Origin of the sequence: Citrobacter sp. RHBSTW-00524, assembly GCF_013747755.1 — a bacterium.
GTDB classification, from domain to species: domain Bacteria; phylum Pseudomonadota; class Gammaproteobacteria; order Enterobacterales; family Enterobacteriaceae; genus Citrobacter; species Citrobacter braakii.
In genome coordinates, this window is the sequence record NZ_CP056421.1 from 3,843,830 (window position 1) to 3,865,982 (window position 22,153).

The 22,153-nt window shown below is 54.4% G+C and carries 19 protein-coding genes; 12 read left to right on the top strand and 7 right to left on the bottom strand.

The window, feature by feature from the left end:
• The first annotated feature begins 2 nt into the window (after nucleotides 1-2).
• The 9 genes from HV229_RS18585 to ybaK all read left to right on the top strand — a co-directional run bounded on the left by HV229_RS18585 (nucleotide 3) and on the right by ybaK (nucleotide 9,449).
• Complete coding sequence (locus HV229_RS18585; RefSeq protein WP_016152100.1) at nucleotides 3-827, top strand: ABC transporter substrate-binding protein; 825 nt, start codon at nucleotides 3-5, stop codon at nucleotides 825-827.
• 18 nt (nucleotides 828-845) lie between these two features.
• On the top strand, nucleotides 846-2,192 hold the full coding sequence (gene hutW / locus HV229_RS18590) for a heme anaerobic degradation radical SAM methyltransferase ChuW/HutW (protein WP_019076190.1): 1,347 nt from the start codon (nucleotides 846-848) through the stop codon (nucleotides 2,190-2,192).
• A 3-nt stretch (nucleotides 2,193-2,195) separates the two neighbouring features.
• Nucleotides 2,196-2,690: a heme utilization cystosolic carrier protein HutX gene (hutX, locus tag HV229_RS18595; protein ID WP_016155886.1), complete on the top strand. Its 495-nt coding sequence runs from the start codon at nucleotides 2,196-2,198 to the stop codon at nucleotides 2,688-2,690.
• Complete coding sequence (gene chuY / locus HV229_RS18600; protein WP_181546128.1) at nucleotides 2,690-3,313, top strand: anaerobilin reductase; 624 nt, start codon at nucleotides 2,690-2,692, stop codon at nucleotides 3,311-3,313. Before hutX ends, chuY begins: the two co-directional genes overlap by 1 nt.
• A gap of 51 nt (nucleotides 3,314-3,364) precedes the next feature.
• A complete protein-coding gene (locus HV229_RS18605; RefSeq protein ID WP_046276104.1) occupies nucleotides 3,365-4,357 on the top strand; it encodes an iron ABC transporter permease in 993 nt (330 codons plus the stop codon).
• Nucleotides 4,354-5,124 (top strand): heme ABC transporter ATP-binding protein, encoded by a 771-nt coding sequence (locus HV229_RS18610; RefSeq protein WP_019076187.1) that lies wholly within the window; start codon nucleotides 4,354-4,356, stop codon nucleotides 5,122-5,124. Before HV229_RS18605 ends, HV229_RS18610 begins: the two co-directional genes overlap by 4 nt.
• A 146-nt stretch (nucleotides 5,125-5,270) precedes the next feature.
• Nucleotides 5,271-7,772, top strand: coding sequence for a copper-exporting P-type ATPase CopA (copA, locus tag HV229_RS18615; protein ID WP_053389376.1), 2,502 nt, complete (start codon nucleotides 5,271-5,273; stop codon nucleotides 7,770-7,772).
• A 202-nt stretch (nucleotides 7,773-7,974) separates the two neighbouring features.
• Complete coding sequence (locus tag HV229_RS18620) at nucleotides 7,975-8,769, top strand: TraB/GumN family protein (protein WP_047358021.1); 795 nt, start codon at nucleotides 7,975-7,977, stop codon at nucleotides 8,767-8,769.
• 200 nt (nucleotides 8,770-8,969) lie between these two features.
• A complete protein-coding gene (gene ybaK / locus HV229_RS18625) occupies nucleotides 8,970-9,449 on the top strand; it encodes a Cys-tRNA(Pro)/Cys-tRNA(Cys) deacylase YbaK (protein WP_016152092.1) in 480 nt (159 codons plus the stop codon).
• A 181-nt stretch (nucleotides 9,450-9,630) separates the two neighbouring features.
• On the opposite strand, the gene ushA is transcribed toward ybaK, so the two are convergent.
• Nucleotides 9,631-11,283 (bottom strand): bifunctional UDP-sugar hydrolase/5'-nucleotidase UshA, encoded by a 1,653-nt coding sequence (gene ushA, locus HV229_RS18630; protein WP_016155880.1) that lies wholly within the window; start codon nucleotides 11,281-11,283, stop codon nucleotides 9,631-9,633.
• A gap of 297 nt (nucleotides 11,284-11,580) precedes the next feature.
• On the opposite strand from ushA, the gene fsr reads away from it, so the two are divergent.
• Nucleotides 11,581-12,801 (top strand): fosmidomycin MFS transporter, encoded by a 1,221-nt coding sequence (fsr, locus tag HV229_RS18635; protein WP_016155879.1) that lies wholly within the window; start codon nucleotides 11,581-11,583, stop codon nucleotides 12,799-12,801.
• A 224-nt stretch (nucleotides 12,802-13,025) separates the two neighbouring features.
• Nucleotides 13,026-14,705: a YbaL family putative K(+) efflux transporter gene (ybaL, locus tag HV229_RS18640; RefSeq protein WP_016152087.1), complete on the top strand. Its 1,680-nt coding sequence runs from the start codon at nucleotides 13,026-13,028 to the stop codon at nucleotides 14,703-14,705.
• Between the two features lie 45 nt (nucleotides 14,706-14,750).
• Here ybaL and gsk read toward each other — a convergent pair whose 3' ends face one another.
• Nucleotides 14,751-16,055 (bottom strand): inosine/guanosine kinase, encoded by a 1,305-nt coding sequence (gene gsk / locus HV229_RS18645; RefSeq protein ID WP_016152086.1) that lies wholly within the window; start codon nucleotides 16,053-16,055, stop codon nucleotides 14,751-14,753.
• 152 nt (nucleotides 16,056-16,207) lie between these two features.
• On the opposite strand from gsk, the gene aes reads away from it, so the two are divergent.
• Complete coding sequence (gene aes, locus HV229_RS18650) at nucleotides 16,208-17,167, top strand: acetyl esterase (RefSeq protein ID WP_047501896.1); 960 nt, start codon at nucleotides 16,208-16,210, stop codon at nucleotides 17,165-17,167.
• Here the strand turns inward: aes and hemH are convergent.
• From hemH to HV229_RS18675, 5 genes are all read right to left on the bottom strand, one after another.
• On the bottom strand, nucleotides 17,164-18,126 hold the full coding sequence (hemH, locus tag HV229_RS18655) for a ferrochelatase (RefSeq protein ID WP_016152084.1): 963 nt from the start codon (nucleotides 18,124-18,126) through the stop codon (nucleotides 17,164-17,166). The two genes, aes and hemH, sit on opposite strands and share 4 nt — an antisense overlap.
• A gap of 180 nt (nucleotides 18,127-18,306) precedes the next feature.
• On the bottom strand, nucleotides 18,307-18,951 hold the full coding sequence (adk, locus tag HV229_RS18660) for an adenylate kinase (protein ID WP_003021773.1): 645 nt from the start codon (nucleotides 18,949-18,951) through the stop codon (nucleotides 18,307-18,309).
• Nucleotides 18,952-19,183: 232 nt separating this feature from the next.
• The gene (gene htpG / locus HV229_RS18665; protein WP_016152083.1) at nucleotides 19,184-21,058 is read right to left on the bottom strand and encodes a molecular chaperone HtpG; all 1,875 of its coding nucleotides are present in this window, start codon (nucleotides 21,056-21,058) and stop codon (nucleotides 19,184-19,186) included.
• Between the two features lie 110 nt (nucleotides 21,059-21,168).
• Entirely contained in the window at nucleotides 21,169-21,774 is a 606-nt protein-coding gene (gene recR / locus HV229_RS18670; protein ID WP_016152082.1) for a recombination mediator RecR, read from the bottom strand.
• On the bottom strand, nucleotides 21,774-22,103 hold the full coding sequence (locus HV229_RS18675) for a YbaB/EbfC family nucleoid-associated protein (RefSeq protein ID WP_003021764.1): 330 nt from the start codon (nucleotides 22,101-22,103) through the stop codon (nucleotides 21,774-21,776). The genes recR and HV229_RS18675 overlap by 1 nt, the downstream gene beginning before the upstream one ends.
• Nucleotides 22,104-22,153 lie beyond the last annotated feature (50 nt).

Below are 22,153 nucleotides of genomic sequence, written 5' to 3' on the forward strand. Positions count from 1 at the left end.
CGATGAAAAAACTCATGATTGGCTTACTGAGCCTCGCCTGTGTTTTCAGCGCCCAGTCCGCTGACCGCCTGGTGGTGGCGGGCGGTTCGCTTAGCGAACTGATTTACGCCATGGGCGTCGGCAACCGGGTGGTTGGCGTCGATGAAACCACCTCGTACCCACCTGAAACTGCCGCACTCCCGCATATCGGCTACTGGAAGCAGTTAAGCAGCGAGGGCATTTTATCGCTGCACCCAGACAGCTTTATCACCTGGCAGGATGCAGGCCCTCAAATCGTTTTGGATCAGCTCCGGGCGCAGAAAGTTAACGTCGTTACATTGCCGCGCGTACCGGCCACCGTCGAGCAGATGTACGCCAACATTCGGGAGCTGGCTCAAACGCTGCGCATTCCTGAACAAGGTGAAGCGCTGGTCAATCGCCTGCATCAACGTCTGGATCGTGTTCAGCACAGCGTGGCGGCGAAAAATGCGCCGGTCAAAGCCATGTTCATTCTCTCCGCTGGCGGCAGCGCGCCGCAGGTCGCCGGCAAGGGCAGCGTTGCCGATGCCATTATGACCCTTGCAGGTGCACAAAATGTCGCCACCCACGCGCAGTATAAAAGTTACAGCGCGGAGTCGCTGATCGCCGCCAACCCGGAGGTGATCGTGGTGACGTCGCAAATGGTGGATGGCGATCTAGCTCGTCTGAGCGCGATTGCCGGTATTACCCACACTGCGGCCTGGAAAAATCAGCGCATTGTGGCGGTAGACCAGGCGCTGATTCTGGGAATGGGGCCTCGCGTCGCCGATGCGGTTGAAGCCCTGCACCAGCAATTCTGGCCTCACTAACTGGATTTATAAAAAAGAATGAAAACTGAACACTCGCTGGATCTCACCGCGCATTTTGCGCTTGAGGGAAGTCAGCCCTTTAAGGATCGCCGCGCCACAATGCCATGGCGCGGGGCGATCCCGATTGCCAAAGAGCTATTGTCACAAACCTGGCAGGATGTTATCAGCCAGCCTACCCCGCCGCGTAAACGGCTGGTGTACTTGCATATCCCTTTTTGTGCAACGCATTGTACTTTCTGTGGTTTTTATCAAAACCGGTTCGAAGAAGATCACTGCGCCCGCTACACCAACGCGCTGTTGCGCGAAATCGAGATGGAAGCCGATAGCGCATTACATCAGTCAGCCCCAATTCACGCCGTCTATTTTGGCGGCGGTACGCCTTCAGCGCTGTCAGCACGGGATCTGGGCAGAATCATCACCGCGCTTCGTGAAAAGTTACCGCTGGCGCCGGACTGCGAAATTACCATTGAGGGACGAGTGCTCAATTTTGACGATGCGCGAATTGATGCCTGCCTTGACGCTGGTGCCAATCGGTTTTCGATCGGTATTCAATCTTTTAACAGCCGGATCCGCAAGAAAATGGCGCGCACCTCGGACGGCCCGACCGCAATTGCCTTTATGCAGGGGCTGGTAAAACGGGATCGTGCCGCCGTGGTATGCGATCTGTTGTTTGGTCTGCCAGGACAAGATGCAAAACTGTGGGGCGACGATCTGGCGATTGCCCGTGACATTGGCCTCGACGGCGTAGATCTTTATGCGCTGAACCTGATCCCCAATACACCGCTTGGCAAAGCAGTTGAAACCGGGCGCACAACCGTTCCCTCTCCCGCCGAACGTCGCGATCTCTATCTTCAGGGTTGCGATTTCATGGACAGCGCGGGCTGGCGCTGCATCAGCAACAGCCACTGGGCGCGTACCACGCGTGAACGCAATCTGTACAACCTGCTGATTAAACAGGGAGCGGACTGTCTGGCATTCGGCTCTGGCGCCGGGGGATCAGTCAATGGCTATTCCTGGATGGTCGAGCGCAATCTGACGACATGGCATGAATCTATCGCCGCCGGGAAAAAACCGCTAATGATGATGATGCGTACCGCCGAGCGTGGTTTCCAGTGGCGACACACTCTCCAGGCGGGCATTGAAACGGCCCGCGTTCCGCTGGATGAACTGACGCCTCATGCACAAAAACTAACCCCGCTACTGACCCAATGGCATCACGCAGGACTGACGCGAGATGCCAGCACCTGCGTGCGCCTGACCAATGAAGGGCGTTTTTGGGCAAGCAATATTTTGCAGTCTCTTGATGAACTTATTCAGGCACTTAACGCGCCGCGCATTGCGGTAGAACAACCATACCAGGAGTGAATTATGAGCCATGTCTCTTTACAGGATTTTTTGAAAACTGAACCGGACGGTACGCTGGAAGCTATCGCTGCCCAGTACAACACCACGCTGCTGGAGGTGGTGAAAAACCTCCCCTCCCCGACGCTGGTTTCCGGCGATCAATTTGATACCGTCTGGGAAACCGTCAGCGAATGGGGCAAAGTCACCACCCTGGTCCATACTGCTGATGTCATTCTGGAATTCACCGGGGAATTACCTTCCGGATTCCACCGTCATGGCTACTTCAACCTGCGCGGCAAAAAAGGCATGACCGGTCATATCAAGGCAGAAAACTGTACGCATATTGCCCTGATTGAACGCAAATTTATGGGAATGGACACCGCGTCCATTCTCTTCTTTAACCAGGCGGGTAGCGCGATGTTCAAAATTTTCCTCGGTCGGGATGAACATCGACAGCTACTGGCCGAACAGGTCAGCGCCTTTCACGCGCTGTCTTCATCTTTAAAGGAACATGCCTGATGGCTCCATGGCTCATTTTTGGTGCGGGTGGTAGCGGCGTCGGTGCGAAAACGCTTGAACTCGCACTGGCGGAACAACGTCCGATGATTGCTGTCGTTCGCAACGCACAGGTCGCTGCTGGGTTGCAGGAAAAAGGTGTGCAGGTCTTCATCGGCGACGCCTGCGATAGTCAGGTCACCGCCTGTGCCTGTCGCGCAGCGGGTCAACATGCCACGGTGATCTCCTCCATGGGCGGCGCCCAGGATTATCTGGCGCACAGAACCGTCATTGATGAAGCAGAAAAAGCGGAGATCAAGCGCATGATTCTGGTGACCTCACTCGGCTGCGGTGACAGTTGGCCTTTTCTTTCTTCACGCGCAAAGGCCGCATTTGGTCAGGCTGTACGGGAAAAATCGCTGGCTGAAAGCTGGCTACAAACCAGTCGACTGGACTACGCCATTCTCCGCCCCGGCGGTTTGCTGAACGGTGCAGCCACCGGCCAGGCGCAACGAATACAGGCTCAGGAGTGTCACGGCTTTGTAATGCGTGCAGATGTTGCGAAGCATATTCACGAACTGGCCACTGCGCCGGCACTCAATAACCAGATTTACAGTTTGGTTGAGCCGGGACTGAAACCCGCGTAAACCCCTCACGGCGCGGGAACTCCGCGCCGCAAAGACGTTATGGAGCGTTACGTGCTTAAGGACTCGCTTTCTTCCGTCAGCATCCTGACGGGTCTTTCTCTTTTGCTGGTTGCTCTGATGCTCTTCGGTGCCAGCCAGGGGGCGCTGAACATTAGCTTCAGCGCTCTGTTCAACGACGAATATCGTGATATCTGGTTAAACATCCGCCTGCCTCGCGTGCTGCTGGCCGTTCTGGTCGGTGCTGCGCTGGCGACGGCTGGGGTCATCATGCAGGGACTTTTCCGCAATCCGATGGCCGATCCTGGCCTGCTTGGCGTCAGCAGCGGCTCCGCGCTGATGGTCGGCATCGCGATAGTTATCCCATTTTCGTTCCCCGTAGTGCTGGTGCTGTATGAGCAGATGATTTTTGCCGTCGCAGGCAGCATGGTGGTCTGCACGATTATTTTCCTGATAAGCCAGCGTCATAACCACGGTGGAATGATGCAACTGCTGTTAGCCGGTATCGCTATCAATGCCCTGTGCGGTTCGGCTATTGGCGTACTGAGCTATGTGGGCGACGAGCAGCAGCTACGTCAACTTACATTGTGGATGATGGGAAATCTCGGCCAGGCCCAGTGGCCAACGCTGTTGGTTGCCAGCACGTTTATTCTTCCAGCCATTGTTATAACCATCTGCATGGCGGGAACGCTTAATTTACTGCAGTTGGGTGATGAAGAGGCGCATTACCTCGGCGTAAACGTCAAACGTAAGCGTCAGCAGTTACTGTTGCTCAGTTCGCTCCTGGTTGGCGCTGCGGTTTCCGTCAGCGGCGTAATTGGTTTTATTGGCCTGGTGATCCCACATCTGATCAGAATGACGACCGGTGCCGATCATCGCTGGTTGATTCCCTGCTCTACGCTGGCCGGTGCCTGTTTACTCCTGATTGCCGACACGTTGGCCCGCACACTTGTTCAGCCAGCCGAAATGCCCGTTGGCCTGTTAACCAGCCTGATCGGTGGACCGTATTTCCTGTGGTTAATACTGCGTAGCCGGAGGGTGTCATGATCGTCGCTGAAAATCTGGTCTACCACATTCAGGGAAGACGACTGACCGACGACGTTTCCCTGACGCTACCTGATGGAGAGATCATCGCGATTCTTGGCCCGAACGGAGCCGGGAAATCGACGCTGCTACGCCAGCTTACGGGATATCTGCAGCCCCACAGTGGGCGTTGTAGCATGTTTGGCAAGCCGCTGGACAAGTGGTCAATCACCGAGCTGGCAAAAACCCGTGCCGTGATGCGCCAGAATAGTCATATGGCCTTCCCGTTTAGCGTTCAGGAGGTCATTCGCATGGGCAGACATCCGTATCGTACGCGCAACACGGGCGATGAAACGGAGTACATCATGGCATTGTGTGATTGCCAGGCGCTGGCCGCACGCGATTACCGGCATCTCTCGGGAGGAGAACAACAGCGGGTACAACTGGCGCGCCTGCTGGTTCAGCTTTGGGAGCCCGAGCCTGGGCCGAAATGGTTGTTTCTTGATGAACCCACCTCCGCGCTGGATATTCACCACCAGCAGCACCTTTTTCGTCTGCTACGTCGTCTGGTGCGTGAACGGCAGTTTAACGTCTGCTGCGTCCTGCACGATCTCAACCTCGCGGCGCGCTATGCCGACCGTGTGGTATTGATGGAACGCGGCAGGATAGTTGATAACGGATATCCGCAGGATGTCCTGAAGCAACGGTCGCTGAACGCGCTGTACGGTGCCGATCTCACGGTCATAAATGAACCGGAGCATCGAACGCCGATTATCGTCCTCAATCAATAACAGACCGGGAACCCCTGACGTGGCGTTCCCGTTTTTCTCCCTTTACACCCTTTTTTCACCTTTTCTAAAAACGCCCTTGACCTTCCCCTTGCTGGAAGGTTTAACCTTTATCACAGTCAGTTAATCCTGCAAAAAAGGAGTTGGTTATGTCTCAAACAATCGATCTAACCCTGGACGGCCTGTCCTGTGGTCACTGCGTAAAACGCGTTAAAGAAAGTCTGGAACAACGTCCGGACGTTGAGCAAGCGGATGTCACCGTGACAGAAGCGCATGTTACCGGGAGCGCCAGCGCAGAAGCGCTGATTGAAACCATTAAACAAGCCGGTTACGGCGCGGAGTTAAGCCACCCAAAGGCTAAACCGCTGACGGAGTCATCAATCCCGTCGGAAGCACTGGCAGCGGTCCCTTCCGAGCTTCCGGCAGCTACGGCTGATGATGACAGCCAACAGTTGCTGTTAAACGGCATGAGCTGCGCCAGTTGTGTGACCCGCGTACAAAATGCATTGCAAAGTGTACCGGGCGTCACGCAGGCACGGGTAAACCTGGCGGAACGCACTGCGCTGGTAATGGGCAGTGCCTCCGCCGCAGACTTAGTACAGGCGGTTGAAAAAGCGGGCTACGGCGCAGAAGCGATTGAAGATGATGCTAAGCGTCGCGAACGTCAGCAAGAAACCGCCGTGGCAACCATGAAACGTTTTCGCTGGCAGGCAGCCGTCGCGCTGCTCCTGGGTATCCCGGTGATGGTATGGGGCATGATTGGCGACAACATGATGGTGAGCGACGACAACCGCAGCCTGTGGCTGATGATTGGTCTGGCAACGCTTGCCGTGATGGTTTTCGCGGGCGGTCACTTTTACCGCAATGCGTGGAAAAGCCTGATGAACGGCACCGCGACCATGGATACGCTGGTGGCGCTGGGTACGGGGGTGGCATGGCTCTATTCCATGAGCGTCAACCTCTGGCCGCAATGGTTCCCGATGGAAGCGCGACACCTCTATTATGAAGCCAGTGCCATGATTATCGGTCTGATTAACCTCGGACACATGCTGGAAGCGCGGGCTCGCCAACGCTCGTCTAAAGCACTGGAAAAACTGCTCGATCTGACACCGCCGACCGCACGCGTCGTCACTGACGAAGGTGAAAAGAACGTGCCGCTGGCAGAGGTGCAGGCTGGAATGTTGCTGCGCCTGACCACCGGTGACCGCGTTCCGGTTGATGGCGAAATCACTCAGGGTGAAGCCTGGCTGGATGAGGCCATGCTGACCGGTGAGCCGATTCCACAGCAAAAAGGTGCAGGCGATAGCGTCCACGCCGGTACGGTCGTACAGGACGGTAGCGTGCTGTTCCGCGCCAGCGCTGTTGGCAGTCACACCACGCTGTCGCGCATTATTCGTATGGTGCGCCAGGCGCAAAGCAGCAAACCGGAGATTGGCAAACTGGCCGACCGCATCTCGTCGGTGTTCGTTCCGGTCGTGGTCGCCATTGCGCTGGTCAGTGCGGCTATCTGGTATTTCTTTGGACCGGCGCCGCAGATTGTCTATACGCTGGTAATCGCCACCACCGTCCTGATTATTGCCTGCCCTTGTGCGCTGGGTCTGGCAACGCCGATGTCGATTATTTCCGGCGTCGGGCGTGCCGCTGAATTTGGGGTGCTGGTACGTGATGCCGATGCGCTGCAGCGCGCCAGCACGCTCGATACCATCGTGTTTGATAAAACCGGGACGCTAACTGAAGGCAAACCACAGGTTGTCGCCATCAAAACGTTTGGCAATACCGACGAAGCGCTGGCAATTCGTCTGGCAGCGGCCCTTGAACAGGGTTCCAGCCACCCGTTAGCCAGGGCGATTCTGGACAAAGCAGGTGATGTCACGCTGCCGCAGGTCAACGGTTTCCGTACGCTGCGCGGTTTAGGCGTCAGTGGCGAAACGGAAGGTCATTCGCTGCTGCTGGGAAACCAGGCGCTGCTCAATGAACAGCAGGTAGATACCACTGAAATGGAGGCTGAAATCACCGCTCAGGCTTCCCAAGGCTCAACCCCAGTAATGTTAGCGATTGACGGTAAAGCGGCAGCGCTGTTAGCGGTACGTGATCCTCTGCGTAGCGACAGCGTGGCAGCACTCCAGCGTCTGCACCGCGCCGGGTATCGTCTGGTGATGCTCACCGGCGACAACCCAACGACCGCCAACGCCATTGCCAAAGAGGCGGGTATTGATGAGGTGATTGCTGGCGTTCTGCCGGACGGTAAAGCCGAGGCGATTAAACGTCTGCAGAGCCAGGGGCGTCAGGTTGCCATGGTCGGTGATGGTATCAACGATGCGCCTGCACTGGCTCAGGCTGACGTAGGGATTGCCATGGGTGGCGGCAGCGATGTGGCGATTGAAACCGCCGCGATTACGCTGATGCGCCATAGCCTGATGGGCGTTGCCGATGCGCTGTCTATCTCCCGGGCAACGCTGCGCAATATGAAGCAGAACCTGCTCGGCGCGTTTATCTATAACAGCATCGGTATCCCCGTTGCCGCCGGGATTTTGTGGCCGTTCACCGGAACACTGCTCAACCCGGTCGTTGCCGGGGCGGCGATGGCGCTCTCCTCCATTACCGTGGTGAGCAACGCTAACCGACTGCTGCGCTTCAAACCTAAAGAGTAAGCCTTTACCGAATGTCGCTCTGAACAGAGCACCAAATCATTCGCGTTGCCTCAAGGCGGCAAGTATAAAAACCCCAGGAGCATAGCCAACTATGTGACTGGGGTTTTTGCTCGCTGCCAATAAAGAGGCTGAGGGAATGATGAAGTGTATTTGCACCTTCCAGGACCACGCGCTAGCATGGAAGTCTACTTAGGGAGGCCGTATGGATCTGTTGTACCGGGTAAAATCATTCTTCACCGCGCTACGCGGCAACCACTATACCTGGCCTGCCATCGACATCTCCTTGCCCGGAAACCGCCATTTTCATCTGATTGGCAGTATTCACATGGGCAGCCGCGATATGGCGCCTCTGCCTGCCAAATTACTCAAAAAGCTCCAGCGTGCCGATGCGCTCATTGTCGAAGCCGATGTTTCCGGCGACGACGCGCCGTTTGCCAACCTTCCGACCTTTGCCGCACTGGAAGAGCGCATCAGCCCAGAGCTGCTAGATAATCTGCACAAAGTCACCGACGAGCTGGGTATTTCCCCTTCCCTGCTGTCTACCCAGCCGCTGTGGCAAATCGCCATGGTCTTGCAGGCAACGCAGGCGCAGCAGTTGGGGTTGCGGGCAGAATACGGCATTGATTACCAACTTCTGAATGCGGCAAAACAGGTGCATAAACCCATAATCGAGCTGGAAGGCGCATCCAGCCAAATCGAGCTGTTGTGTCAGTTACCCGATAACGGACTGGCTCTACTGGACGATACCCTGACGCACTGGCATACCAATGCCAGACTGCTACAACAGATGATGGGCTGGTGGCTTAAAACACCGCCACGCAATAGCGAACTCACTCTACCCAATACTTTTAGCCAGTCGCTGTATGACGTTTTAATGCATCAGCGTAATGCGGCCTGGCGCGATCGACTCAGGGCGATGCCTGCCGGTCACTATGTTGTAGCCGTTGGCGCGCTGCATTTGTATGGAGAAGGAAATTTGCCGGAGATGTTACGGTAAAAAAATGGCCAATATTACTATTGGCCCGTCAAAGAGGAATTTCATCATTATTATGATCCCGACGCTTAAAGCATCGGTGTAGTTCGATTGTCGCTCAAAGTCATCATCCTGCCAACACTATTGCGCAAGATGGTACTATTTTTTAGACAGACATCAGGCGTATGCTTGTGTCGTATTTTGTCTGGGCCAGGAAAATTGCTATGACACCCGCCGTTAAATTACTCGAAAAAAACAAAATTTCTTTCCAGATCCACACCTACGATCACGATCCGTCCGAGACGAACTTTGGTGACGAAGTGGTACGCAAGTTAGGTCTGAATGCGGACCAGGTCTACAAAACGCTACTGGTTGCCGTGAATGGCGATATGAAGCACCTGGCGGTTGCCGTTACGCCGGTAGCCGGTCAACTGGATCTCAAAAAAGTCGCCAGGGCGTTGGGAGCCAAAAAGGTCGATATGGCCGATCCGATGATCGCGCAGCGAACCACCGGGTATCTGGTAGGCGGCATCAGCCCGCTGGGGCAGAAAAAAAGATTGCCGACGCTCATCGACGCTCCCGCCCAGACGTTTGACACCATTTATGTGTCCGGCGGCAAACGCGGGCTGGATATTGAACTGGCAGCGGGCGATTTGGCGAAAATTCTGGATGCGAAATTCGCCGATATCGCACGCCGTGATTAATTGTCTTTTGCCCGGTGATACGGCGATTGAGCCTACTGCGATTACAGGGCGTGATTGGTGAAGACAGTTTGGACTCGGCCAGCGCGCAGGAACCGGAGCATAGAGGTAATAAGTAGGATTATTGGGCCGCCATGAAGGGCGGCCCGGAGGAGCGGATAAAATGATGCCCCAAATTGCCCTGTTACTGCCAGCTTACCTCACCCTTCGGCTCATACGCACCAGCATCGAGCGGTGAGTTCTTCTGCACGTACTCTTTCAGCACTTCCGCATCAATAAACCCGGTATTTACATAGCCAGGCTTGTTATCAATTCGCGGATAGCCATCGCCGCCGGTGGCATTGAAGCTCAGCGTTGCCATGCGATAGGTTTTGGCTGGATCAACGGGTTCGCCTTTAATTTTCAAATCGTTAAGTTTGCCGTCTTTCGCCACGAAGCTGACGTTGGCAAACTGCGGATAGGCCCCGGAATCCGGCTTCATTTGTGCCACGGCGGTCAGATAGTCAATCACCTCTTTCCCACTCATGTCGGCGTACACCACGATGTTACCGAACGGCTGCACCTTCAGCACGCTCTTATAGGTGATATCACCGCCTTCGATGGAGTCACGGATACCGCCGCCGCTCATCACGCCAAAATCAGCGCTGGTTCGCGCCATTTGCGCAGCCAGCAGTAAATGCCCCATGTTGGTCTGCACGAAACGGACTTTACTACGGTCGCCTTCGAGGCGCGCATTGACGCTACCAATTTTCACGTCGAGCTGCGCTTTACCTTTATTCTGGAACGGCGTCAGCAGAGAAAGCATTTGCTGATTTTCTGCAATTTCCGGGGTGTAGAGTACGCGCTCACTTTTACCGTTGTCCCAGGTCACTTTTTTCTTCAGGTTGACGGGGATGAGCTGGTAGTTAACCATTTTCATTTCGCCATTGCGGAACTCAAAGTCCGCCCGCCCCACATATTTCCCCCACTCATGCGCCTGCACAATCCAGATCCCGTTTTGCTTGTCTGGCGCACACGGCGTACCCGGTACGTAATCAACCTGCTTCTTGTTTTCCGCGGCCATACATACCGGATCCTGCGAGTGACCACCCACAATCATTGCCAGCGATCCCGCCGGCAGGCTGCGCGCCATTTCTACGTCGCCAGGCGCGTTCGAGCCGTGATTGCCATTGTCATAATGTCCCATATGGGTGGTCGCAATAATGATGTCCGGCTTTTCCCCCATATTCAGTTCCTGGATAACCAGTTTGGCTTCATCAGCAGGTTTACGGAACTCAATATCGGTAAAGAACTCTGGGTTGCCAATTTTCGCCGTATCGTCAGTGGTTAAACCGAGTACGGCAATTTTTAAATCCTGGCGCTTAAAGATGGCCCACGGCTTAAACAAACGCTCGCCGGTGCTTTTCTGATAGATATTGGCCGAGAGAAACGGGAATTTGGACCATTTTTCCTGCTGGCGCAATACGCTAAGCGGATTATCAAACTCGTGGTTTCCGACCGCCATCGCATCATAGCCAATCAGGTTCATTCCGCGAAAATCAGGTTCAGCATCCTGCAGATCGGACTCCGGTACGCCGGTATTAATGTCGCCACCGGAAAGCAGCAGTACACTGCCTCCTTCCTCAGCCACCTCTTTACGAATACCGTCCACCAGCGTTTTTTGTGCCGCCAGCCCGTATTCACCGTATTCGCTGCGCCAGAAGTGACCGTGATGATCGTTGGTATGCAGAATGGTAATTTTGTAGGTTTTATCTTTTTCGTACGCCTGTGCAGGTTGACCTGCCAGCGCAAATGCGGCTAATAACGCCAGCGCCACGCCCCGTTTTAAAAACTTCATATTTCACTCCCTGACTCAATATCAACCGCCATACCCGTTATCCTTCAAATTACATGTGCGTTGGCTGCGCTCACTTCCCCCTGTTGCTTATGCAATAAGCTCCTGGGACTCTCGCGTTTGCCGCCTGCCTGTAAGTCGAATTAGTTCGGGCATAAAATTACAGCTACTGAAAATAATAGCCGAAAATGTTTTCAGAAATGAGACTTCCTTCAAACACCTTCCGCAGGTATGTTAGTCAGGTAATAATAACAAATTAGATTACCCTCATAATCGCAACCCAAACAGAAGTGACTTTCTATGGCAATAAGTGAACCAACCCAGCCAGTGGCTGGCGCGTCAGCGTCGGTTGCTAAAGCACGCACCTCATTTGGCATTTTAGGGGCAATCAGCCTCTCCCATCTGCTAAACGATATGATCCAGTCGCTGATCCTGGCGATTTATCCGCTATTGCAGTCAGAGTTCTCGCTGACGTTTATGCAGATAGGGATGATTACCCTGACCTTCCAGCTTGCTTCCTCACTGCTGCAACCGGTTGTGGGTTACTGGACGGATAAATACCCAATGCCGTGGTCGCTGCCCATTGGGATGTGCTTCACGCTGAGTGGGCTTGTTTTGCTGGCCATGGCCGGCAGTTTCCATATGGTCCTGCTCGCCGCGGCGCTGGTTGGTACCGGCTCTTCGGTATTTCACCCGGAATCATCCCGCGTGGCGCGAATGGCCTCCGGCGGTCGTCACGGTCTTGCCCAGTCAATTTTCCAGGTTGGCGGCAACTTCGGTAGCTCTCTGGGACCGTTACTGGCGGCTGTCATCATCGCGCCATATGGTAAGGGTAATGTGGCCTGGTTTGTGCTGGCTGCGTTATTAGCGATTGTCGTTCTGGCGCAAATCAGCCGTTGGTATGCTGCGCAGCACCGGATGAGTAAAGGAAAACCGAAAGTCGCCATCGTGAATCCGTTACCACGGAATAAAGTGGTACTGGCGGTAAGCATCCTGCTGGTGCTGATTTTCTCCAAATACTTCTATATGGCGAGCATCAGCAGCTATTACACCTTTTATCTGATGCAAAAATTCGGATTATCGGTACAAAATGCCCAGTTTCACTTGTTTGCCTTCCTGTTTGCCGTCGCAGCCGGGACGGTGATTGGTGGACCATTGGGCGATAAAATTGGCAGAAAATATGTTATTTGGGGCTCTATCCTCGGCGTAGCACCCTTTACCCTCTTTTTACCCTACGCAACGCTGGAATGGACCGGGATTTTAACCGTGATCATTGGTTTTATCCTCGCATCGGCGTTTTCTGCCATTCTGGTCTACGCGCAGGAGCTGCTTCCTGGCCGTATCGGCATGGTTTCTGGGCTATTTTTCGGTTTTGCCTTCGGCATGGGCGGCTTGGGAGCCGCGGTGTTAGGGCTGATTGCCGACCATACCAGCATCGATTTGGTCTACAAAATATGTGCTTTCCTGCCACTACTGGGGATACTGACCATATTCTTACCTGATAACCGACATAAAGCGTGATTTCCTGACGGCCAAAAGTAAATTTTGGCCGTCAGACTTACAGTAGCCATCAGCCTTTGCCTCTCACATACCGCTGTACTTTTCCGATCCGTGCTTTTTTACGTCTAAAATCCTATTTTCATCAAAATTCAATAATTATTCACAAACAAAAACATCAAAATTGTCATAAACTATTACTCGTCGTTTGAGTTTTCAGGATTATCACAGCAACCAAAGGAGACGGAATGCATCACGCCACCCCGCTTATCACCACCATTGTCGGCGGCCTTGTGCTCGCTTTTATATTAGGCATGATTGCCAATAAACTACGTATTTCTCCTCTGGTGGGATATCTGTTAGCGGGCGTTCTGGCCGGTCCATTTACACCTGGTTTTGTTGCTGATACCAAGTTAGCGCCTGAACTGGCCGAGCTTGGCGTAATCCTGCTGATGTTCGGCGTGGGGCTGCACTTTTCGCTGAAGGATTTGATGGCGGTAAAGTCTATCGCCATTCCCGGCGCGATTGCCCAGATAGCGGTGGCAACACTGCTGGGCATGGCGCTTTCAGCGGTGATGGGCTGGTCGCTGATGGTAGGGATCGTGTTTGGTCTGTGTCTTTCAACCGCCAGTACCGTGGTGCTATTGCGTGCGCTTGAAGAAAGGCAGCTCATTGACAGTCAGCGCGGGCAAATCGCCATTGGCTGGCTGATTGTCGAAGACCTGATGATGGTACTGACGCTGGTTCTCCTGCCAGCCGTCGCTGGAATGCTGGAAAAAGAAGATGTCGGCTTTGCATCGCTGGCCGTAGATATGGGCATTACCATCGGTAAGGTGGTGGCGTTTATCGCAATTATGATGCTGGTTGGTCGTCGCCTGGTGCCGTGGATTATGGCCCGTAGCGCCGCAACCGGCTCACGCGAACTGTTTACCCTGTCAGTCCTCGCCCTCGCATTAGGTATTGCATTTGGCGCAGTGGAGCTGTTCGATGTCTCCTTTGCACTGGGGGCATTCTTCGCCGGCATGGTGCTGAACGAATCTGAACTGAGTCACCGTGCGGCGCATGACACCCTGCCGCTGCGCGATGCGTTCGCCGTACTGTTCTTTGTTTCCGTCGGGATGCTCTTTGATCCCATGATTCTGATTCAGCAGCCGCTGGCGGTGCTGGGCACGCTGGCGATTATCATCTTTGGTAAATCCCTTGCCGCCTATTTCCTGGTGCGCCTGTTTGGTCACTCCCAACGCACAGCGCTCACCATTGCCACCAGCCTGGCGCAGATTGGTGAATTTGCCTTTATCCTGGCGGGTCTGGGCATGGCGTTAAACCTGCTGCCGCAGGCCGGACAGAATCTGGTGCTGGCGGGGGCGATCCTGTCTATCATGCTTAACCCGGTGCTGTTCGCGGTGTTAGAAAAATATCTCGCCAAAACAGAAACGCTGGAAGAACAGACGCTGGAAGAGGCTATTGAAGAAGAGAAGCAAATTCCGGTGGATATCTGCAATCACGCCCTGCTGGTTGGCTTTGGGCGCGTCGGTAGCCTGCTGGGCGAGAAATTGATGGCTGCGGGGATCCCGCTGGTAGTTATCGAAACCTCACGCACCCGAGTGGATGAACTGCGCGAGCGCGGGATCCGCGCGGTGCTGGGAAATGCCGCCAACGAAGAAATTATGAATCTGGCGCATCTGGATTGCGCACGCTGGCTGCTGCTGACCATTCCCAATGGCTATGAAGCGGGTGAAATTGTCGCTTCAGCACGCGAGAAGTGCCCGTCAATTGAAATTATCGCCCGCGCGCATTATGACGACGAGGTGGAATACATTACCGAACGCGGCGCCAATCAGGTCGTCATGGGTGAGCGTGAAATCGCCCGTACCATGCTGGAGCTGATTGAAACGCCGCCTGCAGGTGAGGTGGTCGTTACAGGCTGATGTCGTTGCCGGATGACGCTATCGCTTATCCGGCATGTGCATGATTTAACGATCCCAGTACGACTCTTCGAGGCTATCTTCGCGTTCCGGCAAACCGCGCGTCAGGCGCGGGGAATGCTGGTTCAGCACCTGATAACTCACGCGATTCGCATATTTACACACCTGGGCTAACGACGAATAGGTCAGCCAGGTGAACTTGTGCTTGCTGGAGTTAGGCACGTTGCTGCGGTGATAGCTGTTAGCGGTAATATCATGCAGCAATGCCGCCAGCGCGCCGTCACCAGCGCCGTTGGTATTCATGATCTTCTCTGGCCCGCCCATATACGGTGCGATGTGCGAATACACACGCAGCGGATTGGTACAATCTTTATGGCGCATGGCGCGGCTAAACTCGTACTGGTTGAATTCGGCAATGGCCCCAGGCAGCAGCGGATGCTGGGTTTTACGTTTGACTTCTTCTTCCGTAAAGCCCGCCATATACAGACCCGCCGGACCCGCTGTGCACAGCACCAGATCCACCCAATCCAGCGCCTTGTCGGACGCCAGCAGCGGATCGTTTTCGCCGGTCAGCGCTTCGGCCTCTTCTTCATTCATCGCCAGAATTGAGACATGCTCTTTCAGGAATGCCTGCCACCACTGCGGATTATCGGCAATGACAAATTTGGTGCCCAGCGTCAGTACCACCGGTACATTGTGTTTTTTAGCAAATTCGATCGCCTTCATGGTCGCTTCCGGCATTGGCTCGCCCGGCTCGCAGCGCACCAGATAGGACGTCAGCACCAGCGCGGACGCTCCGGCAATCACCGATTCAGGGATGCTATCCGCCCGCAGCTTGTTCATATGCCCTGGGCTGATTGCAAAGGTACGCTCACCGGACTCGCCAATCAGCGTAAAGCAGCGACCAATCGGTCCATCTACGCCCTGCAGGTAGTTCAGATCGGTACGACTGGAGGTATTGCATAAATAGCGGTACGCATAGCTGCCAATCTCGATGTTGCTGCACATCACCCCCAGCAGCACCGAGCGGTCATCCGCCAGCACGGAGTAGTTGTGCATCGTATTACCGATAGTACCGCCCGCAAATTGATGGGTGATCAAATTTTCACGCACCAGTTCCTGGTAGAGCGCTTCAGCGACATCATCTGCAATCACCAGAGAGTGCCCGGCGCTTAATCCATAACGTTTTACAAAGTTATCATCAACTTTGGCTTCAATATCCACCAGCGTCTGGTCAATACCCACCACCCAGGCTGCGCTGGTTTCATTTTCTGGCTGAATTTGTTGCAGCAACGGATCGCGCGCGCTGACGGGGAAATAGTGTTTGGATTTACGTTTACCGGGAAATTTCATGGTCGATTTTACGGGTGGTTAGCTGAGCGATGCATGGTAGCACATTCCCCGCTGCGCATGCGATGCGGCGCTGAGTTTCAATATCGGACGGTGAGATCGCAGTTTATCCGGGATGAATTTCTACAATAACTCACCTTCACAAGGAGCGCTTTATGAAGCCGGAAAACAAGATCCCCGTACTCGACAACATTTCGGATGAAATGAAAAGTGTGGTGAATTTTCATCGCGAAGATTTGCCGCCGTGGCCCGCTGCCGATGACTTTGTGGCCCAGCGTAAACACTACATTCATGAACGGCAGTTGTGGAATGCCGATGCCCCACAGATGAATACCCGAGAATGTGTTATTTCCACCGCATGCGGCCCCGTTGCCACACGAATTTACGCTCCGCAGCCCCATAGCCAGGCGACGCTATATTACCTGCACGGCGGCGGTTTTATTCTCGGTAATCTGGATACCCACGATCGCATTATGCGTTTACTGGCGCGCTATACGCAGTGCACGATCATTGGCATCGACTATTCGCTTGCGCCAGAGGCCCGCTACCCGCAAGCCATCGAAGAGATTGTCGCCGTCTGTCAGTACTTTTATCAGCACGCTGGCGATTATTCCCTTAATGTGAATCATATTGGTTTTGCGGGCGATTCCGCCGGGGCCATGCTGGCGCTTGCCAGCGCGTTGTGGTTGCGGGATAAACAAATTGCCTGCGGCAAGGTGGCTGGCGTGCTGTTGTGGTATGGGCTTTACGGCCTGCAGGATTCACTGAGCCGACGGCTAATGGGCGGAGCCTGGGATGGTTTAACTCGCGAGGATCTGCAGATGTACGAAAACGCGTACCTGCGTAGCGCCGACGATCGTGAATCACCGTACTATTGCCTGTTTAATAACGACCTGACGCGCGACGTGCCGCCGTGTTTTATCGCCGGTGCGGAGTTTGATCCGCTGATTGACGACAGCCGCTTATTGTTCCAGACGCTACAGGCGCATCAGCAGCCCTGCCAGTACAAAATGTACCCCGGCACGTTGCACGCCTTCCTGCACTATTCGCGGATGATGAAAACCGCCGACGATGCGTTGCGGGAGGGCGCGCGTTACTTCAGAGCGCAGCTTTAACGGTAGGCTGCGGTCAGTTTAACCATCATTTCGATATGTTCCGGTGTGGCATTCAGCGCCGGAATATACTCATATTGCTTCCCGCCTGCCTCAAGGAAAATCTCCCGGTTTTGCACCGCTATCTCTTCCAGCGTTTCGAGACAATCAGCCGCGAAGCCCGGACACATGACCTGGATATGTCGGGTCCCTTTCTCCGCCAGCATTTTTAACGTTTCATCGGTATATGGCGTCAACCACGGTTCACGGCCAAAGCGAGACTGGAAGGTCATCATCACTTTTTCCGGCGGCAAGCCAAGCGCTGAAACCAGCTCACGAGTCGTATCGCGGCAGCGCTGCGGGTAGTCATCGCCTTCATCGGCGTAGCGCTGCGGAATGCCGTGGTAGGAAAGCAGCAGCAAATCGGGTTCACCATGTTGAGCAAATGAATCACGGGCGCTCTTGGCCAGCGCATCAATGTAGCTGCTGTCATCGGCGTAATCACGAATAAATGAGATGCCAGGAATACTGCGTTTACGCGCTAAGATTCGCGCCAGTTCGTCCCAGACTGCCGCCACGGTAGAACAGGAATATTGCGGGTACAGCGGTAACACCACCATGTGTTCAACTCCGCTTGCCAGCAGTTCATCGACCGCGCTTTCAAGCGACGGTGAACCGTAGCTCATCCCCAGCGCGACAGGCGTATTTGGCAGACGTTGTGCCAGCGCCTGCTGTTGCGCCTTGCTGTAGACCATCAGCGGGGAACCGTCTTCCATCCAGATTGACTGGTACAGCTTTGCCACGCGTGGTGCACGCAGCGGCAAAATCACACCACGCAGCAGCGGCCACCACAGCGCAGGTGACGTATCGACTACGCGTTGATCGCTTAAAAACTGGCGCAGGTAGCGCTTAACGGCTTCGGGGGTTGGGGCATCGGGAGTGCCGAGGTTTGCCAGCAGGATACCGGTTTTCGTCTGACGCATTACCGCCTCTTATCGATTCAAATTGTTGATAATTGTAGCGGAAAAGCGATAAAGAAGAACTAATTGCTGTGAAAGGTAAGACGAGAATTTGTCTGATGGCGCTGCGCTTATCAGGCCTACATAAAATCGTAGGCCGGATAAGGTGTTTACACCGCCATCCGGCATTGACTGCGCTAAAACTTAACCGAGGATTTTTTCCAGCGCTGCGCGAACGTCAGCCACAGCCTGGGTGCCGTCAACTTTCGCGTATTTGGTGTTACCCGCCTGCGCTTCTTTAGAGTAGTAGCCGATCAGCGGAGCGGTCATCTGATGGTATTCCACCAGGCGCTTACGTACGGTCTCTTCCTGATCGTCTTTACGGGTGGTCAGCTCTTCGCCGGTCACGTCGTCTTTGCCTTCAACCTTAGGCGGGTTGAATTTGATGTGGTAAACGCGGCCAGAAGCAGCGTGTACGCGACGACCCACGATACGGTCAACGATCAGCTCGTCCGGAACGTCGAATTCAAGAACGTAGTCCACGTTGATGCCTGCTTCTTTCATGGCATCAGCCTGCGGAATAGTACGCGGGAAGCCATCAAGCAGGAAACCATTACGGCAGTCTTCCTGAGCAATACGCTCTTTTACCAGCGCGATCACCAGCTCATCAGTCACCAGCTTACCGGCGTCCATGATGTCTTTCGCTTGTTTGCCCAGCTCGGAGCCAGATTTCACGGCAGCACGCAGCATATCACCGGTGGAGATTTGCGGAATACCATACTTCTCCATGATGAACTGAGCCTGAGTTCCTTTACCCGCGCCCGGAGCGCCAAGCAGAATGATACGCATTACGAAAATCCCCTTAAAGGTTGTCGATATTTTTTAAAAAGCGCTAAACGATACCACCATCACGCAATTGGCTCAAGGAAGACGCCCGACGCTGAAACGGTTAACGGTGGGAAAATTAAAAATGAGGAGAGAAAATGCCGGATCGCGGTGTAAACACCGTATCCAGCCAGGGATCGACGAGATGGTGTAAGCCGGACACGCGTTAGCGTCATCCGGCATTACCTTACGGCTATCAGGACACCAGCAACTGGTTCATACGACGAATGAACTGGTTCGGATCTTCCAGCGTGCCGCGTTCGGCAAACAGCGCCTGATCAAGCAGCAGTTCAACCCATTCTTTGAACTGCGCTTCGTCCTGGGTATCCGCCGTGCGTTTGACCAGCACGTGGTCCGGGTTGAGTTCAAAGATATATTTCACTTCCGGTACGGCCTGGCCGGCAGCAGCGAACAGTTTCGCCATCTGGGTGCTCATTTCGTCCGCATCGGTGGTAACGATGGCCGGCGTGTCGGTCAGACGGTGAGTCAGACGCACTTCTTTTACGCGATCGCCCAGCAGGGTTTTCACGCGCTCAACGAACGGCGTCAGCGCTTTTTCCGCTTCTTTTGCCGATTCGTCAACGTCATCCGCCAGCTTGTCGATGGACTCGTCAGCTTTGGCTACGGACTGGAATGCCTTACCGTCGAACTCGGTCAGGTAGTTCATCATCCACTCATCGATACGGTCAGAAAGCAGCAGCACTTCGATGCCTTTCTTACGCAGAAGTTCCAGGTGCGGGCTGCTCTTCGCCGCCGCATAGCTGTCTGCGGTGATGTAGTAGATTTTCTCTTGCCCTTCTTTCATACGCGACACGTAGTCTTCCAGCGACACGGTTTGTGCGGAGGAATCAGTGTGCGTGGACGCGAAGCGCATCAGCTTAGCGATCGTTTCCTGGTTAGCGTTGTCTTCCGCCGGGCCTTCTTTCAGTACCAGGCCGAACTGTTTCCAGAAGGTCTGGTATTTTTCCGCGTCGTCTTTCGCCAGTTTTTCCAGCATCTGCAGTACGCGTTTGGTCAGCGCGCTACGCAGGTTACGGGTGACGGTGCTGTCCTGCAGGATCTCACGAGAAACGTTCAGCGGCAGATCGTTAGAATCTATCAGGCCACGCACAAAGCGCAGGTAATTCGGCATAAACTGCTCGGCGTCGTCCATAATGAAAACGCGCTGAACGTACAGTTTCAGACCATGCTTGTGATCGCGGTTCCACATATCCCACGGAGCCTGAGAAGGGATGTACAGCAGGCTGGTGTACTCCTGCTTACCTTCCACACGGTTATGGCTCCAGGTCAGCGGATCAGTGAAGTCGTGCGCGATATGTTTGTAGAATTCGTTGTACTCGTCGTCTTTGATTTCCGACTTGTTACGGGTCCACAGCGCCTGCGCCTTGTTGATCTTTTCCCAGGAAACCACGGTCTCGCCGTCTTTCTCTTCGGATTTTTCGATCTCTACCGGCAACGCGATATGGTCGGAATATTTGCTGATGATGGAACGTACGCGCCAGTCATCAAGGAACTCGTCTTCGCCTTCGCGCAGATGCAGCGTGATTTCGGTGCCGCGATCGTCTTTGGTGATGTCGGCAACGGTGTACTCACCTTCACCCGCAGATTCCCAGAACACACCATTTTCCGGTTTATCGCCCGCTGCGCGGGTACGCACGGTGACTTTATCCGCCACGATGAACGCAGAGTAGAAGCCAACCCCGAACTGGCCGATCAACTGGCTGTCTTTCGCCTGATCGGATCCCATGGATTCAAGGAAAGATTTAGTACCGGATTTCGCAATGGTCCCCAGATGATCGATAACGTCATCACGGTTCATCCCCACGCCGTTATCGGCAATGGTCAACGTACGCTTATCTTTATCGAAGGAAACACGCACACGCAGCTCACCGTCACCTTCATACAGGTCCGGGTTAGACAGTGCGCGAAAACGCAGCTTGTCTGCCGCATCCGAGGCGTTAGAGATAAGCTCACGCAGGAAGATTTCTTTATTGGAATACAGAGAATGGATCATCAGGTGCAGAAGCTGTTTTACTTCTGACTGAAAACCACGAGTTTCTTGTCCTTTCATGTAGGTCTACCTCAACAATGCCATTTTCAATGGTAAAAACAGGTTGAGGGTGAAATGGGGACAAGCGGGAAGGATTTCAAGCGGAAGCCGCCGTCGCGGCCTCCGTTTGTTCAGAATTTAATCTTGTGTCGTCCTGCCAGAGAGTGCGACAGCGTGGTGCCATCGACCATTTCCAGCTCGCCACCAACCGGAACGCCATGGGCGATACGGCTGGCTTCAACGTCATATTGCATGCAAAGCTCAGCAATATAGTTGGCGGTCGCCTCTCCTTCGACCGTGGGATTGGTCGCCAGGATCAGTTCGCTGATTTGCTCAGATGCCAGCCGCTGCTCAAGACGATCCAGCCCGATATCATCAGGACCAATACCGTCCAGCGGCGACAGGTGTCCCATCAGCACGAAGTAACGTCCGGAAAATTGCCCGGTTTGCTCAATGGCGTAGATGTCCGCCGGACTCTCCACCACGCAAATCTGACCATTTTCCTGGCGACGCGGGTTCGAGCAGATGTTGCAGACGTCTTGTTCTGTGAATGTGCGGCAATCGGCACAGTGGCCGATTTCCGACATCGCCTTCGTTAACGCCTGCGCCAGACGCATCCCGCCGCTGCGATCGCGCTGAAGCAGCGTGAACGCCATGCGCTGCGCAGACTTCGGGCCAACGCCCGGAAGACAGCGCAGAGCTTCCATAAGCTGAGTTAACAGCGGGCTGGTTTGCATCAGAACGGCATCTTAAAGCCAGGAGGCAGCTGCATTCCGGAGGAAACAGAGGCCATCTTCTCTTTCTGCGTCTCTTCAATACGGCGCGCGGCGTCGTTGAATGCCGCAGCAACCAAGTCTTCCAGCATCTCTTTGTCGTCTTCCAGCAGGCTTGGATCGATCTCCACACGACGGCAGTTATGCGCGCCGTTGATGGTTACTTTTACCAGACCCGCGCCAGATTCGCCGGTCACTTCCAGCTTGGCGACTTCTTCCTGCATCTGCTGCATTTTTTCTTGCATCTGCTGGGCCTGTTTCATCAGGTTACCCAGACCGCCTTTACCAAACATAGGCTTCTCTCTCAATCACGTTAAGGGATGACGACCGTCAAACCGTAATG